The 15,463-nt window shown below is 32.6% G+C and carries 13 protein-coding genes, 1 tRNA gene and 3 pseudogenes; 9 read left to right on the top strand and 8 right to left on the bottom strand.

Features of this window, described 5'->3' with window-relative positions:
- Positions 1-23 precede the first annotated feature (23 nt).
- The 3 genes and pseudogenes from JSQ73_RS00325 to JSQ73_RS06875 all read right to left on the bottom strand — a co-directional run.
- Positions 24-212 (bottom strand): hypothetical protein, encoded by a 189-nt coding sequence (locus JSQ73_RS00325; RefSeq protein ID WP_214249404.1) that lies wholly within the window; start codon positions 210-212, stop codon positions 24-26.
- 153 nt (positions 213-365) lie between these two features.
- A complete protein-coding gene (locus JSQ73_RS00320; protein WP_214249403.1) occupies positions 366-1,265 on the bottom strand; it encodes a hypothetical protein in 900 nt (299 codons plus the stop codon).
- Between the two features lie 248 nt (positions 1,266-1,513).
- A pseudogene (locus tag JSQ73_RS06875) lies at positions 1,514-1,703 on the bottom strand (IS5/IS1182 family transposase); the annotation flags it as partial.
- Positions 1,704-1,876: 173 nt separating this feature from the next.
- Here JSQ73_RS06875 and JSQ73_RS00315 point away from each other — a divergent pair.
- On the top strand, positions 1,877-2,383 hold the full coding sequence (locus JSQ73_RS00315; RefSeq protein ID WP_214249402.1) for a DUF1543 domain-containing protein: 507 nt from the start codon (positions 1,877-1,879) through the stop codon (positions 2,381-2,383).
- A gap of 443 nt (positions 2,384-2,826) precedes the next feature.
- On the opposite strand, the pseudogene JSQ73_RS00310 reads toward JSQ73_RS00315, so the two are convergent.
- Positions 2,827-2,970 (bottom strand): annotated as a pseudogene (locus tag JSQ73_RS00310) (transposase); the annotation flags it as partial.
- A 163-nt stretch (positions 2,971-3,133) separates the two neighbouring features.
- Here JSQ73_RS00310 and odhB point away from each other — a divergent pair.
- The 3 genes from odhB to JSQ73_RS00295 all read left to right on the top strand — a co-directional run bounded on the left by odhB (position 3,134) and on the right by JSQ73_RS00295 (position 6,855).
- Positions 3,134-4,306: a 2-oxoglutarate dehydrogenase complex dihydrolipoyllysine-residue succinyltransferase gene (odhB, locus tag JSQ73_RS00305; protein ID WP_214249351.1), complete on the top strand. Its 1,173-nt coding sequence runs from the start codon at positions 3,134-3,136 to the stop codon at positions 4,304-4,306.
- A gap of 617 nt (positions 4,307-4,923) precedes the next feature.
- Positions 4,924-5,661, top strand: coding sequence for a hypothetical protein (locus tag JSQ73_RS00300; RefSeq protein ID WP_234301766.1), 738 nt, complete (start codon positions 4,924-4,926; stop codon positions 5,659-5,661).
- Between the two features lie 417 nt (positions 5,662-6,078).
- Positions 6,079-6,855, top strand: a complete 777-nt coding sequence (locus tag JSQ73_RS00295; RefSeq protein WP_214249350.1) for an enoyl-ACP reductase FabI — start codon at positions 6,079-6,081, stop codon at positions 6,853-6,855.
- A 396-nt stretch (positions 6,856-7,251) separates the two neighbouring features.
- Here the strand turns inward: JSQ73_RS00295 and JSQ73_RS00290 are convergent.
- Positions 7,252-8,448: pseudogene (locus tag JSQ73_RS00290) on the bottom strand (hypothetical protein).
- 93 nt (positions 8,449-8,541) lie between these two features.
- Between JSQ73_RS00290 and ychF the strand changes: the two are divergent.
- The gene (ychF, locus tag JSQ73_RS00285) at positions 8,542-9,636 is read left to right on the top strand and encodes a redox-regulated ATPase YchF (RefSeq protein ID WP_214249349.1); all 1,095 of its coding nucleotides are present in this window, start codon (positions 8,542-8,544) and stop codon (positions 9,634-9,636) included.
- A 5-nt stretch (positions 9,637-9,641) separates the two neighbouring features.
- On the opposite strand, the gene JSQ73_RS00280 is transcribed toward ychF, so the two are convergent.
- A complete protein-coding gene (locus tag JSQ73_RS00280) occupies positions 9,642-11,090 on the bottom strand; it encodes a hypothetical protein (RefSeq protein WP_234301765.1) in 1,449 nt (482 codons plus the stop codon).
- A 142-nt stretch (positions 11,091-11,232) separates the two neighbouring features.
- On the bottom strand, positions 11,233-12,156 hold the full coding sequence (glpX, locus tag JSQ73_RS00275; RefSeq protein WP_214249354.1) for a class II fructose-bisphosphatase: 924 nt from the start codon (positions 12,154-12,156) through the stop codon (positions 11,233-11,235).
- 119 nt (positions 12,157-12,275) lie between these two features.
- On the opposite strand from glpX, the gene JSQ73_RS00270 reads away from it, so the two are divergent.
- Complete coding sequence (locus JSQ73_RS00270) at positions 12,276-12,626, top strand: hypothetical protein (protein WP_234301764.1); 351 nt, start codon at positions 12,276-12,278, stop codon at positions 12,624-12,626.
- Between the two features lie 166 nt (positions 12,627-12,792).
- Entirely contained in the window at positions 12,793-14,100 is a 1,308-nt protein-coding gene (locus JSQ73_RS06870; RefSeq protein ID WP_234301763.1) for an ankyrin repeat domain-containing protein, read from the top strand.
- 66 nt (positions 14,101-14,166) lie between these two features.
- Here JSQ73_RS06870 and JSQ73_RS00260 read toward each other — a convergent pair.
- A tRNA-Arg gene (locus JSQ73_RS00260) sits at positions 14,167-14,240 on the bottom strand.
- Positions 14,241-14,391: 151 nt separating this feature from the next.
- On the opposite strand from JSQ73_RS00260, the gene JSQ73_RS00255 reads away from it, so the two are divergent.
- Together JSQ73_RS00255 and tatA are read left to right on the top strand one after the other, a co-directional pair.
- Positions 14,392-15,129, top strand: a complete 738-nt coding sequence (locus JSQ73_RS00255) for an ABC transporter ATP-binding protein (protein WP_214249348.1) — start codon at positions 14,392-14,394, stop codon at positions 15,127-15,129.
- A gap of 140 nt (positions 15,130-15,269) precedes the next feature.
- Positions 15,270-15,437, top strand: coding sequence for a twin-arginine translocase TatA (gene tatA, locus JSQ73_RS00250; RefSeq protein WP_214249347.1), 168 nt, complete (start codon positions 15,270-15,272; stop codon positions 15,435-15,437).
- Positions 15,438-15,463: the final 26 nt, after the last annotated feature.

Genomic DNA, 15,463 nt, shown 5'->3' with positions numbered 1-15,463 from the left:
CCATTAGATCTAACAAAAACACCTCAGTTTATAGCTTCAATAACTGATAAACCTCCCAATAAGCAATTTTGTCCTATTTCTTCATTATAATTTTCTATGTCCTCCAGTAGATCTTCATCACTCACTTCTACTCTTATCAAGTTTTTATCTGTTTCATGAAGATATAATCTAACTTCTAATTCTCCCAAACTAGTATAGAAAATTAATACCACATCACTACCTTCTGTAAGATCTACATAATTTCTTTTTTCTCCTCTATTATCAATTTTTACTGTACTTTTTCCTATTTTTAATATGTGAACTCTGAGTCCTCGATCTATTATTTCTTGATTGGCTATGATTTTTACGGGTTCAATTATACTAGTTTATGTATATCTTATATAAAAGTAGATATTATCAATCTCTACTTCTAATTTGTCTTGAGTTTGCTCGCTCTTGTTTACAATACACTCATATGCTATATCCTTTAACTTTTTTTTCATTTCTTTATACTGTTCAATGAGATATTCATCAAATTGTTTATAAGAATTGTTATCTATAAAAGCAGTGGTCGAATATCTTATCCTATCATGATAAAAGAGGCTCTCTTTTACTTTTCCTCCTTTTTGTAATAAACCATGAGCAATCTCTCTTATGATATCCAAGTTGTAGTAATCTTCTTCATCATCATCAGAAGAATCATAGGGCTGCATTTCAGGAGCTACAGTACGGGAGTTTATAAATACAATATTATCGAGAACACCTGCGATTTCTTTAAATATTAAATTTACTATAACCTCACCATCATTATCACAGTATGAGTTTATTCTTATCCCTCTCTCTAAATATTTATCCATTATGGATTTAATATATTCTAAAGCACTTTTTGTATTAGCTTTGCTTTTAGCGTCTTGCATTTCTTTATAAAACTCATTAATCAGCTTCCTTTCATTTTCAATTAAAGTTACTTCTTGCTCAATTAAGAGTGAACTTTCTTCAAAGAAAAAGGTTTGCTGATTATCATCTTTTGTTTGGTATGGATCATCCTCTAACTGTGAGTGCGTGTCACCAGAATTATGATTGTTTAGATCTTGCAACACAAATTCAGCGCATTCTTGAGCAAGCTTTTTATTTTTTATATCATATTCATCTGTATTTTCCGCTTTACCTTCAAGGATTTTTTTGTCATCACTTCTGTCTTGCCAATAGTTAATTACTAATGACCCTTGATTTTGATATACTAAGTCGTTAGAATTCTCTTTACTATTTAATTTAACCTCACTCATACATATTATTTACCTATTGATTAAAGTGTACTATAATACATATGTAAATTAATGAATTTATATTAGACCTCTTTCATAATTCATATGGATAATTCCAATTTTTTTGGCCTCTCTATTGATATTTCTGTTCCATCTACTATCCAAAACCTGATACTCTACATTCGAATCTAATAGCTCTTTTTCTTCCAGAAGTGTAAATGTTTTATTAACGTATCCTCAATCCAACCGATAACAGGCACTTTAGCTTATTCCATACCAATATGAAATATTTCACGCAAATATTCTAGCGCCATTAACAAACGGTCTTCCATGCATTGTTTATTTGGTTTTCCTCCTTTTGCCTTTTTCTTACTCCATTAAAATTTCTGTTATTTTTTCTAATGTTTTTCTTTTTACTTCTGTTAATCTTCGAAACTCCTCTTCATCTAGTTTACTTATTTATTCAAATTTCATACCTTCACTAATATTACTTTTGGTATTATTTCCTCAGTTATGCAAGAAGTCTAATCTATGCCTGTTTTACTTCATCATCTAAAAATTCTTAATTTTTGTTGATTTTTTAATGAACAGACTTAGTATGATAAAGAGAATAAAAGTAGGAGGCATGTATCATGAAAATATTTGTCATATATGTTGGAGGTAAAACTGAAACCTCTTTAATCGAGCTACATGATATATTTTTTGTAGTATCAGAAAAGATCGAAGATACTTATGAAGAAGTAAAAGCAAAATGGTGGGGTGTAAAAAAAGGTTTCCATATTGATGCTTGGGGTATATTAGAAAGTGCTGAAGATTATAATATTACCTTAACGAGACAACCTACCCACGTTGAAGAAAAGCTTTATTTTGTCAACCTTGGTGGTTACGATAGTAAAAAATTTACGGAGTTGCATAAAAATGTATTTGTTATTGCAAAGAATGAATTGAAAGCTAAAGTGAAAGCACTACGCCAAATACTTAATTGGGAATCACATCATAAGGATTACCTGTATGAAGTTGAAAATTGTTGCTGTGTTAACAACGTTACAGAGAATAAAGAACTTTATATTCACTTAGAAAAGACAGATAAACCTAAAGAATTTGAATTTACCTGTAAATATACACCATTATCTAATTAGTATTGCTATAATAGCGTAAAGAATTCTGTTCATAAAAAATCTATTTCAATTGTTTCCTAGCTTGATTGATTTTTTAAATATTCACTTATCTAGTTTTACTACATTCTATTATATGAGCAGTATTTTTTGAAAGAACATCTTTAGATAAAATATTGCAACAACTAGTAGCAAGAACAATTCAATTATTTATTTCTTCAAAAAAGGTCATACATTTGTAAGAACAAGAAGCATAAAAATAAGGTTATAAAAATAGAAGGTTTAAATTATTGTAACAAAGTTAGGCAAAACAGTTCGTATGTAGATTTGGCTAGTAAATGTAAGATAGTACTTCTATCATAAATAGAATCAATAAATTCATTAACTAATCTGTCATATTTACTTGCATGACTCCAAACAGATATAATGTTATTCGTATTTATAAAGCAAGATGATGTCATCATTTCTAGGTTTTCTTTAGCATTTTTAACCACTCTCACAGCGCTACTACGATCAGTTATTTCTGCCGTTGTTATATAAATTGCGTGGGGTAAACCTTGCGTATCTACCGCAATATGACGTTTTATTCCTGAAACCTTTTTGCCTGCGTTATCAAAATCCATAATCTTATTTCAATTTACTTAGTATTTTAATTTTGCATGTATTAGGAGGAAATAATCAAGCATTATGATAAAAGGCCTAATGAATTTATTAGTTTATTTATGTTTCTTTTCATGTATAAATTTATAGAAAGTTTTATGTAGAAGTTATTTTATGAGCAAAATTATAGAAATCAGAGCGCCAAAAACTCTTGGTGGTGAATCAGTTACGGAAGGTATAGTAAAAATAAAGAAAAATATCGGCGAAGCAGTAAAAGTAGATGACTTGATCTTTGAAATTGAAACTGATAAAACGGCGCTAGAACTAACTGCAGAAGCTTCAGGACAAATAACTGAATTTTTTGTGAAAGAAGATGATGTAATTAGCCCTGATCAATTACTGGCAAAACTTGCTGCAGGAGAAGTAGAAGAAGAAGTGAAAAAAGAAGATAAAGGCGAAAGCCCTGATAAAAAAGATGCCCCTTCAGCTCGTAAAATTATGGAAGAAAATGCAATTAGTGCAGAAAATGTAAAAGGAACTGGCATGGGAGGCAGAATAACTAAAGCGGATGTGATAGACCATATGAGTAAAGCTGAACAACCTCCGGTAAAACAATATGAATCGCCAAAAAGTGTAGTAAGTGGAGAGAGAAGAGAAGAGCGAGTGAAAATGAGCAAAATAAGGCAAGTAATAGCTGCTCGTTTGAAAGCATCGCAAAATACTGCTGCAATACTGACCACGTTCAATGAAATTGACATGAAAAACGTCATGGATCTGAGGGCAAAGTATAAAGAAACTTTTGAAAAGAAATATGGAATAAAACTGGGTTTCATGTCGTTTTTTATAAAGGCAGCAGTGCAAGCACTAAAAGAAATTCGTGAGATTAACGCTGAGATTTCAGGTGATGAAATTGTATATAAAAATTACTATGACATAGGTGTTGCTATTGGCACTGACAAAGGTCTTATTGTACCAGTGATTCGTGATGCTGATCAAATGTCATTTGCCGAGATTGAATTGACTTTAGTTGCTCTTGGCAAAAAAGCACGAGAAGGTAAGCTGCAAGTATCGGAAATGGAAGGTACAACATTTACTATCTCAAACGGTGGTGTGTATGGTTCACTTCTTTCTACTCCAATAATCAACCCTCCCCAATCTGGAATACTTGGCATGCACTCAATACAAAATAGACCAGTTGCTGTTAGTAGCTCAATTGAAATCAGACCAATGATGTACATTGCTCTCTCTTACGATCACAGAATAGTTGATGGCAAAGGAGCAGTTACTTTCCTTGTTAAAATCAAAAATTACATAGAAGATCCAAATAGATTGGTTTTGGAAATTTAAATAGATTAAAAAACGACAAGTAAATTTTTCTGAAGTTTTCAAGGTGAGGGAATTATTGTTACAGATATTTGTTTACAGAGGTAAATTATACGAAAAATGGTCAGTGTTTACTGTACGAACATTGTGATTTATGCCTAAAAAATGCGAGTAGCCCATTTGGTGTTATCCAAGTAGCTGACACTGGGATCCAAATTGCAAGTAATGCATTAGGTTGGGTGAGTATAGGTCTTGTGTTATAGAATGACATCATTTACTATGTGCCATATTGCGATGTTTGTAAAGTTGTGTGTGTGGTCCACCAAAAGGGTGTCAGCTACTTGCATGACACTATCTGCTATTTTTCCTTGTCTGAATGAATACAAAACGGTTTTTGGTTACTCACGAAATAGATTTGTCCATTTTGCTCTTATTATTTAAAACGCTTTTATGCCACATATGTCAAATTTTTATTTGACATATGTTAAAAACATTCTAAGATAAGACTATTTATAGAATAAGGGGGTATATAATGTTAACTAATTCTTTAAAAAAAAAGTTTTGAAGCTGTTCAAGGTATATCTTAATCAGTATCGAGTGATAAACCGAATAGGACTTTCAATTTTCCTCCGAATAATAGGGTGAGAGCAGATGATCATACATTTTTAGGTACCAAGCATGACCGCAAAATTGAATATTTAGATTGTGATGATGAAGAGTCAAAAAGGCGAATTCTTGCTGATAGCTCTCCTTATAATTCAGAAAATGAAAATCACGGTAAATATCTAAAAGGCAAGATTATTGATGAAACTAAGCAAGAAATTGCTCAACACATAGAAAACAGTGATGTAGAATCTGTACAGCTTAGAGTGAGAAGTCCAATTAGAACTATGTTGACTGCAAGAATTGTGCTGAATGATAATAAAGGAAAAATAAACATTAGTAATATTTTAACTAATGATTTTTTTGAAAGCAATAGGATAACGGCGGTTACATTGTTGCTACCTGGAGATGAAAAAAGAGGAATGCGTGGACGAGTTGATGAGCATGGAGTAAGAATTTATGAAGTAGCTAATGGCTCATATAACATGACTTTGAATTTATACGATGAAGAAAAAGAGTGTAAAATGAAAATTAATATTAGTGATGACGGTTCTATCAAGCTTATTGAAAGCAATGATATCACTTGGGAGCAAATAGCTGCACATAAAGAAGTAAAAGTAGGAAAACAATACGAAGCGAAGCCCTTGTATGATGCACTATCCTACTTACGTAAAGAAGGTTCTGAAATAGTAAAAGTTTCACATAATCCTTCAACAAGTATGGAAAGTGTGACTATATCAAAACAACTTTCTTCTGCTCAAGGAGTAAGTAAATAAGAAGACTTTGTGAGCTGCTTGCAAATGTAGGCAGCTTATATTTCAGTATCCTTATTTCATGTTCTCTAGAGTGTTTTTATTTCCTGTAATCTTTTTATAAAAACCATAGGCGCCAGTTGGTTTTAAAGTAAAGGTCAAGTATCTGGAATTTTGGACATAAAATCCTCCTGTGTAAAAAAAGTTAGAAAAAATGCAGTGCATATACTATAGATATACACTGAAGAGTATATTTTTTAATAAGTTTGATTAAAAAGTCTGCAGACTAAAGATAGATTTTGAGCTCTTAAAATATCTCTAATTGTAATTATAATGAGGTTGGAAATATGCGGAAGTAATTTTTATACGTTAGCTACAGTTAAAACATAATTGACTTTGCCTAGTTAATATTTCAAATTATAAAAAAGGCAAATAATTTCTATGATATTGCAGGGCAAAAAAGGGTTAATAACAGGAATAATAAATAAGAGGTCAATAGCATATGGTATAGCAAAGACCCTCTCAGAACATGGAGCTGAGCTTGCAATCACTTATCAAAATGAAACAATAAAAGAGAAATTATTACCAATAGCAAGTGAATTAAATGTAGAGTTAATATTGCACTGTAATGTTTCAAATGAGGAAACTATAGATAATCCTTTTAAGGAAATAAAGGAGAAGTGGGGTGCTATTGATTTTTTGGTACATGCAATAGCATTCTCCGATAAAAATGAGCTAAATGGTAAATATGTCAATACTTCACTAAACAACTTTATTAATGCAATGCATATATCGTGCTATTCTTTTACTGCTTTAGCGCAAAGAGCGGAAAAAATGATGTTAAATGGCGGTAGTTTACTTACTTTATCTTACTATGGTGCTGAAAAAGTTATGCCAAATTATAATGTGATGGGTTTATGTAAAGCAGCACTTGAAGCAAGTGTAAAATATATAGCATGTGATCTCGGACCACAGAACATCAGAGTAAATGCAATTTCTGCTGGTCCAATCAGAACTTTGGCATCTTCTGGAATAAGTGACTTTCACTCCATATCGGAATGTAATAGAAGTAATTCTCCACTTAGACGCAATGTTACAATAGAAGATGTTGGCAAGGCAGCACTATACTTATTAAGCGACCTGAGTAGTGGTACAACTGGAGAAATTTTACATGTTGATTCAGGGTATAATGTTGTGGGAATGAAGATAGTAGACTAATACAGTACTGCAGATGCATGTGAAGACTGTGTTTTTTTGTTATCCGAGTAATTGACATTGGAGCCTAGTATCAGCTACTAGAATGACAACATTTTTTACTTAAATCTTCGCATATTAACCATAGAGTTATTATTTTACAAGTATTTGTTGCCGCTGATCTTCTATTTTTACTTCTTCCATTTGGGTTAAGAGATTGTGCGTGAGGGTTGCTCTTGAAGTTGCCTTGCAAGGAAAAAGTCTTTTTCCTCCCGATCTTGGAGTTGCTTTGCAAGCAAGAAATCCTATTGTTCTTATGTTTGTTTTGCTAAGACTTTATTCTTATTAAGCAGTGGTTAAAAATGAGCATGGCTTTTATTATAGAATGCCCCCTATAGAAGTATGTAGGACTGTGAAAATTTACTGTGCAGATAGTTGTTGCTGTTGATGAGATGTGACTCTTGGTTCTTCCATACTACACGATGGACTGAAAGACTTCTGCTGCTCAGAGCGCTCTATGTGCTGCTTTATATCACGAGCGCACTGCTCTACAACATCACCAATTTTTCCATCAGCATTTTTTGCCAATAACTCATCAAATCTCTTCTCAACTTTTTCTCTCTCAGAAATGTTTTTTGTAATATTACAACATTCTAAAATCTCATCTATCTGAAATCGTTTTGCTAATAGGAAGTCTTCTTGTTCTTGAATTTCCTTAGTCTTAGATCTAGAGTAATGATTTCCTTCAAGATATATTGTTTCTCTCTCTTTACTACCCCATAACTCGTCATTTAATTTATAACTCTCACGATTCAAGAACTCATTTAGTTGATCATTGTTTATCATTTCAGGATTTGGTTCAAACTTTTGTTGTTCCTCTCTACCATCCACTTCACAATGGACATTAATTTCAATATTAGCTAAAGAAGCTAATACCTGAACTTCTTCAATGAAAATAAAATAATTTGGGCTTTCTATTGCCTTAAGGTAAGCTTGGTAAAGTTTAGATTAATTAAGAAATGAGCGTGTAATAAATTCACTGTTATATTGGTCATCGTACTCATCTTCACTATGGTTATTAAGAGCCTCTGCATATTCTCTTAAATTAAGCATAGCTTGATCGCGCGGTATATTAAGTTTGCTAACAGCTTTATTCACTAACCTCTTCACATTATCTTCAACATTTTCAATTTTCCTTTTTGTTTGCTCAACCAACTCCTTTATTTTATCAGACTCGCCAGTTAAATCTTCTGGCTTGTTTAAAAACATATTAAGAACTTTTTCTAGCTGACTCCTTAAAGAATCTGGCATATTGTGATCATCTAAAGACGTAAATTGACTTAAGAATTTGTGCCATTCCATTCTCATATCTTGTGCTCTTTCAGCTTTATATGGACCGGAGCTATTATCACCAAACACTGCATGGAAAAAGCAATTGCCATCACCTGTAGTACTATATTTAACTACTTGACTGCTAGAGAGTTTTTGCTCCACATCACTAACAGATCGTCCTATAATAGGATAAGGAGTTATTTCTTGTCCTGAATTTTTGAATCTTTTTAGACTTTGAACATCAGAAAAATCATTTGGTAATTTTTGTTTTCTAAATTCAGCCATATTTTTACCTTCACTTAAGCTAAGCAAGTAAATAATTTAAAGTATAGCAGAAATTTTTAAATTATGCGATAATTATTACTTTAAATAGCAAATATGAGCTTTAACTGTGGCATAGTTGGACTGCCAAATATAGGAAAATCAACCTTATTTAATGCACTTACAGAGTCAAATGCAGCCGAAGCTGCAAACTATCCTTTCTGTACAATCGAGCCAAATGTTGGCAAAGTGCCAATACGAGATCAGCGTTTGAAACAAATTGCCGCGATTGCTCACTCAGGGAAAATAATCTACAATCAACTGGAAGTTGTCGATATTGCCGGCTTGGTTAAGGGTGCGAGCAAGGGTGAAGGACTAGGAAATAAATTTTTGAGTCATATCAGAGAAGTTGATGCCATTGTTCATCTGCTCAGGTGCTTTACGGATGACGATATCAGCCATGTAAACAGTAAAATAGATCCAATATCAGATGCTGAAATAGTGGAAATGGAGTTAATTCTAGCTGATATTGATAGCATAGAAAAAAGGCTTCCTCAATTGAAAAAGAAAGCAAAGCAAGGTGATAAAGAGCTAAAGAGACAACTTGAATTAATGCAAGAGGTATTAGCTACTTTAAAATTAGGTAAATCGGTAAGAAGCTTGGAGAATATCGATGAAGATGAGATGAAGTTGCTTCAATTGCTAATAACAAAACCTGTTATGTATGTATGCAATGTTGAAGATACGAATATCATAACTGGTAATGAACTATCTAAAAGGGTGGAAAAAATGGCGGAAGAAAATAAAAGCAAATTTTATTGTATTTCAGCTAAACTTGAAGCAGATATTGCAAATCTTGATAGTGAAGAGGAAAAACAGAATTTTTTATCAGAATTTGGCTTACAAGAATCAGGACTTGATGGAGTAGCACGTATTATGTATGAAGTGCTAAGTATGATAACTTTTTTTACTGTAGGCCCCAAAGAAGCACGTGCATGGCCAATAAAGATAGGATCAACAGCTGACAAAGCAGCAGGTGTAATTCACACTGATTTTGAAAAGGGCTTTATAAAAGCAGAAACCATAAGCTTTGAAGACTATATAAAATATGGAAGCGAATTAGCTTGCAAAGATGCAGGGAAAATTCGCTTCGAAGGTAGAGATTATATCGTGCAAGATGGCGATATAATGCACTTTAGGTTTAATGTTTAATTAGACTAGCACCTTCCTGATGCAGCTCGTGAATTTTCATATTCTCTTCTCTCTTCTTCCTCTATCTCCTCTTCAGATAAAGGAGAGAAAGAGAACTGCCCTATCTCCAGATTATCAAGTTTAGTTCCAGGAGTTTCATCACATCTCTTTATTATCTCTTCCTGTGATTGTAGATCTTGCTCCAGATATCCTTCTAAAAATTCATGTAAAGCTTTACCTTCTATAAGCACATCTTCGCTTTGCTTAGCTAATTTCAAAATTTCGTCTAGTTCAACATCTTTACCATTAATAGTTGCCTGACCAATCTCAATTTCACTAGGATTTACATTTAAACTAATAAAGCAGTTAACAGAATTACCTTTCTCATCTTCTGCACTCCACCTAATTTTCATATCGCATGTTGCATCTTTTGCAAAGCGGTAATTTCTTTGTTGCTTATCATTCTTTTTAATCGTTACAATTAGTTTACCATCGCAGTATATTTTTGCTCTTTTTACCTCATTTTTATTTCTTTCCATCCTTTCAATTTTGTCAGTGAAAAGACGGCTTGTTTCTAAACTCTTTTCAGGTTTAATAATATTTACACTAAGATTATCATAATGATTAACTTCTGCATTTTCGCCTGGCCAACAACGTCCATCAAAAAAGCCTACTAGACCATCTTCTTTTAGAAATTCTTTTGCATCATTCATCCCTTCTTCAATTCGAATAAGATATCTACCTAACCTATTTTTAAAATTCTTTTTCTGATCTTCATTAGTAAACTTCTTATCTAATATATTCATTATTTCTTTTTGCTGACTCAATATCGCATAGTTAAAAAGAAAAATATCCCTTTTTCTTCGATAATAATTTGCTATTTTATCAAATGGATCTGCCGGCCGACCGCTATTATAATTTACATAATCATTAAGGTCTTCACATTTATTATCCTTAAAATCGAATCTCAAATTTTTAAAATCTGATAATACTTCTTCTGCCCTACCTTTAAGAAACTGAAGTGTACTTTGGAGCTTTTCTCCATAACTCATTCCATCTTTAATACTAGAATAAATATACTCATCCAATCTTTTTCTAAACTCTTCTTGTCTTTTGAGATCAGGAAGCTTATTATCTAATATATTGATTATCTCCTTTTGCTTGCTTAACACTACATAGTCAAAAAGGTCTCTCTCTTTTTTATACTTCTCTGCTATTTTGTTAAAACACTTACTATCATTATAATCCAATTTTTCGAAGTCTTGGAGCACGTTTTTTACATCATCTTCACTAAATTGAAGTTTTGTTTGAGGAGACGCATCAGTTCTACTTTGATCATCAAGTTGAGGATTTTTTTTAGTAGATTGGACTAATAAACTTTCTGTGCTGTTAGAGAAAGAATGATTATTTTCTTCAGATTGAGAACTTTTCTTTTTAGACGTATTAGTAAAAAAATTAATTAATGGACTAAACATTAAGAACCTATTAGTATTACTATTTAACTATAACTTAATGCCAAATGTTGTAAAGCTAAAATTAATATGTAAATTCATTTTTTTAAGACAATTATAAGTATCTTCCTTCTATAAAATTTTATAATTATCATATAACAAATATTTAAGATATTGATTTTGTTTGTATTTTTATTACTTTACCAGGCAATATTATTAATGAATTAGTCAGACAAATATCTTGGCCAAACTTTACTCCATCCACAAACTCTCCATTTGTTACTCCAGTTGCAATGAACACTGATTCACTTCTTGCCATGTCTTTCACGGTGTAGATTTTTTCTGGGTCAGTGATATTCAAATTTTTTGCTCTTTCTTTTAATTGATCCGTGTCAAATATTAATCTTCCTTCTATCTGCCCACCGATTGAGCTTAGCGCTGCTGCTGCAAGCACTCCTTCTGGAGCTCCTCCTGTGCCGATATACATATCGTGATTGCCATTTATTAGCGAAACTATAGCTGCAACATCACCATCATCTATTAATTTCACTTTTGCTCCTAGCTTCCTAATTTTTGCTATTAATTCATCATGTCTTTCACGTTTAAGTACAGTTACTATAAGATCACTTGCTTTACATCCTTTTGCCTTGGCTAAATTGTCCAGATTCTTCTCAATCCTATTTTTTAGTGAGACTACACCCTCTGGGAGATTTTTTCCCACTGCTATCTTTTCCATATAAACATCAGGTGCATGTAAAAAATTACCTTTTTTTATTGCAGCAAGAACAGACATTGCCCCTTGTTTATAATGAGCACAAATCGTAGTGCCCTCAAGTGGATCAACAGCGATGTCAATCTCAGGGCCACTTCCTGTGCCAACTTTTTCTCCGATATATAGCATCGGTGCTTCGTCCCTCTCCCCTTCCCCAATTACAATTGTACCATTTATTTCCATTGAGTTTAGTACTGTACGCATTGCATCAACTGCAACCTGATCGGCCTTTTTTTCATTACCAAGGCCTGCCAATTTATATGCAGCAAGTGCTGCAGCTTCGGTTACTTTCACTAACTTATAGGCTAAATCTTCTATCATTTGCTCGAGAATCATAAATCAATATATATCATGCCATTTGATACTGCAAGATTACTTGACTGAATAATGAAAAAGTTGATATAATAAGCATATAGCAATAATAGTAAGATTTGAATATGATCGGTAATTTAACTTATGAAGATGTAAAGAAATTTGTAACTGATAATCCTAATATAGCTGCTCAGGAATTTGGTAAGAAGCTAAAACAAAGTGGGCCAACAGATGCAAAGATTTGTGATTTGTTTATGGATATTCTCCGCTCAGGGAAAAGCAGTATTTTAAATGATTATGATACATTTCTAAAAATTGTTGAATTGCTCGCAAAGTCAAATATTAAAATTGATATTGGAGATACTACTTCTAAAACTGTATTAGATTACGCTTTGTCAGGTGGAAAACCTAACGTTATAAAGATATTTTGGATAGCGATAAGTTTGATCAAGAAAGAAAATCGAATGCTTTGTTGACCGCCGTTAATGAAGGTAAAATTCAAGAGTTTGAGATATTTTTAGATTACATAGATCATATGAAAATACTAGAGGTTCTTAACACAGCTCCTCACAATGAGAGCACTGAAGTTATGAAGATACTCTTGAAGAAAAAAGATTTACTGGAGAAGAGAAAGTTCAGGGTTTGAGTAATGCCTCTATAGATGGCGACCTACCAAAAGTTAAGTTACTTTTAAAGTATATGACAGGTATACCAGAAGATGGTATAAGAAATCTTCTAAAAATAATTGAAGAAGGGAAATTATCACTCAGAGAACAACTTCAAATAGATTCTGAGTTTAAAGTCGACTTCAGCAATTCTGATCACAATAAATATCTCTCAAGCTGTGTAATAATTGCACTGCTTAGATCAGCATTAAGTAACACGCCTAATTTGGGAGGGAATAGAGCGGAGTCCAGCAGTAGTGGAGAAACTGCTGTGCTAAATAGCAATGACGTTAGAAAGTGGTATCAACGTATAGCGAGAACAATAAACTCAATCAGTTTTGAAGACTTACAAAGGGATTTAAATAAGCAAAAAACTAGTTTTCAAAGCAAGTGTCGACAAGGTACTGTGTTAGGAAACGCATTGCTAGAGTATGCAATTCAAAATAAGAATTTCAATGTAATAAAATTTCTCTTAGAAAATAGAGTGACCGTTATTAATGCAATCAGTCAAGAAGACAGGTATTACGTTAGCAAAATTGAAGGAGACAAATCTATATTATGCTCTGTTGTCTCTTACACTGATCATGGCAATGCTGAGATTCTGAGCACGTTACTGCAAAGTGTTAATGCAGAGCAATCAAAACTAGATCCTGAAAGTGAATTGTACAGATTATATCAACAGTTAAAGGATGATGCATTCTGCACTGCTTCTTCAAAAAAGAATTCTGTAGCAGCAACAGCACTGATACAAAATGATCGAGAAATAATTGTGTCGCATGGATCAGCAACAAATAAGGAACAAGAAACATTTCACATAGAAACAAATAGTGTATCCTATAGTAATAGAAATGTTATTAGTAGACCTGTAGCAACAGTGCTCCCTGTTAGTACTAACGATGATAATCATAATAACAAAAATGAAGCACCTGTATCAACAAGGACTGGCCCAACTTTCACACCAAATAATGATAAGAAAGCTAAAGGCTTTGTAGAGGCTCAATTTTCTTCACCACATGAAAAAGAAACTAAATACAAAAAAAGTAAGGAGAGTTTTTACGCCTCATTAAGGAGTGATGTTGTTGAAGTTGTTATTGAAGGATTGTTTGTTGCTGCTGCTGTGACAGTTCCATCTTTAGCTTGTGCATTAGTTTGCAGTGTCCTAGCTATTTTAGTTGTAATGGTAACTGGATTACATGTAAAAAATTTTACACTTCCAAGTTACAGCGAAATGAGAGAAAATAAGGTTGAACCTGTAAATTCAAGTTTGAGAAACCATGCAATCTAGCTCCTAGAATCACTTTTCAAACCAATTATAATTTCTTGATTGTTAAACCACTTTATCAAAATTAAGTAGGACTAGTGCGATTCGAACGCACGGCCTTCGGATTAGGAATCCAACGCTCTATCCTACTGAGCTATAGTCCCATGTCTTCTGCTATTTATGCAAAATTATAGCAAAAAGTCTCGCATTTTTCTAGGCACCCTGTACAATTAATTCACAATAATAAAAAATATTTCTGTATTTCTTGAATGTAATACTGTTATATTTAATAATACGATTCCAATTGAAAGATTAATGTTAGTCAACAATATTAGTTACTTTTATAGTAATCAAGATGGCTTTGCTTTAAGCAACATCAACATTCAAGTGAAGAAAGGAAGTGTTGCCTGTTTACTAGGTCATTCTGGCTGTGGCAAGTCAACAATTCTAAAATTAATCGCAGGAATAGAAAATCCAAAATCTGGAACCATTGTTATAAATGATAAATTAGTTGCAAGTAACAAAGTGTCAATTGCTATAGAGCGTAGAAATATCGGATTGATTTTTCAGCATTCTGCATTATTTCCTCATAAAACAGTAATAGAAAATATAACTTTTGCTATTTGCAGTACTTCTAAGAAAGAAAAATACCTTACTGCATTGAAAATCTTAAAGCTATTTAATATAGAAAAATATGAAAACATGTACCCTCATGCTTTATCAGGAGGACAGCAACAATTAGTTGCAATAGCAAGAGTAATGGCGCAAAATCCTGATGTTGTTTTGCTCGATGAACCATTTTCTAATTTAGATATACTGCTCAAATATCGAATAAGGCACCATATATTGTCACTTTTTAGAAGCAAAAATATTCCTGTACTCATGGTAACTCATGATCCGCAAGAAGCGTTGAAAGTTGCAGATTTTATTTACGTGATGAAAAATGGTAAAATTATTCAATCAGGAATTCCTAGCTACATATACCACAGACCTAAAGATGATACGTTAGCAAAATTTTTTAGTGAGCTTCCTTTTACTCTACAGCTAAACTAAACTTAATGTTAGGCTAAAACTATTATAAGATAATTAAAAACTCTTGATTTATAATTCAATAAAAGTGATATAATTTATGTATCACTTGGCTTTAGTCAAGTTTTAATACCTAAAAGTTAATATTTTCAACGGAGGTACAAATGAGTTTAGGTCCATGGCAGCTGTTTCTAGTCTTAATAATAATCTTAGTTCTGTTTGGTGCAGGTAGATTACCACAAGTTATGGGTGATTTAGGCAAAGGCATTAAAAACCTTAAACAAGAACTTAAGGATTCAGAAAAACTATCACCTAATGAACCAGATCGTTAGCTTCCTTATGTTTCGTGACACGCACT

Origin of the sequence: Wolbachia endosymbiont of Anopheles demeilloni, assembly GCF_018491735.2 — a bacterium.
Classification (GTDB): Bacteria; Pseudomonadota; Alphaproteobacteria; order Rickettsiales; family Anaplasmataceae; genus Wolbachia.
This window is presented reverse-complemented; position numbering and strand designations above follow the sequence as displayed.

Coding starts and splice junctions, on each gene's coding strand:
- odhB (WP_214249351.1), top strand. CDS start 3,134: ATGAGCAAAATTATAGAAATCAGAGCGCCAAAAACTCTTGGTGGTGAA.
- JSQ73_RS00295 (WP_214249350.1), top strand. CDS start 6,079: ATGATATTGCAGGGCAAAAAAGGGTTAATAACAGGAATAATAAATAAG.
- tatA (WP_214249347.1), top strand. CDS start 15,270: ATGAGTTTAGGTCCATGGCAGCTGTTTCTAGTCTTAATAATAATCTTA.
- JSQ73_RS00255 (WP_214249348.1), top strand. CDS start 14,392: ATGTTAGTCAACAATATTAGTTACTTTTATAGTAATCAAGATGGCTTT.
- JSQ73_RS00270 (WP_234301764.1), top strand. CDS start 12,276: ATGATCGGTAATTTAACTTATGAAGATGTAAAGAAATTTGTAACTGAT.
- JSQ73_RS00315 (WP_214249402.1), top strand. CDS start 1,877: ATGAAAATATTTGTCATATATGTTGGAGGTAAAACTGAAACCTCTTTA.
- JSQ73_RS00280 (WP_234301765.1), bottom strand. CDS start 11,090: ATGTTTAGTCCATTAATTAATTTTTTTACTAATACGTCTAAAAAGAAA.
- JSQ73_RS00320 (WP_214249403.1), bottom strand. CDS start 1,265: ATGAGTGAGGTTAAATTAAATAGTAAAGAGAATTCTAACGACTTAGTA.
- ychF (WP_214249349.1), top strand. CDS start 8,542: ATGAGCTTTAACTGTGGCATAGTTGGACTGCCAAATATAGGAAAATCA.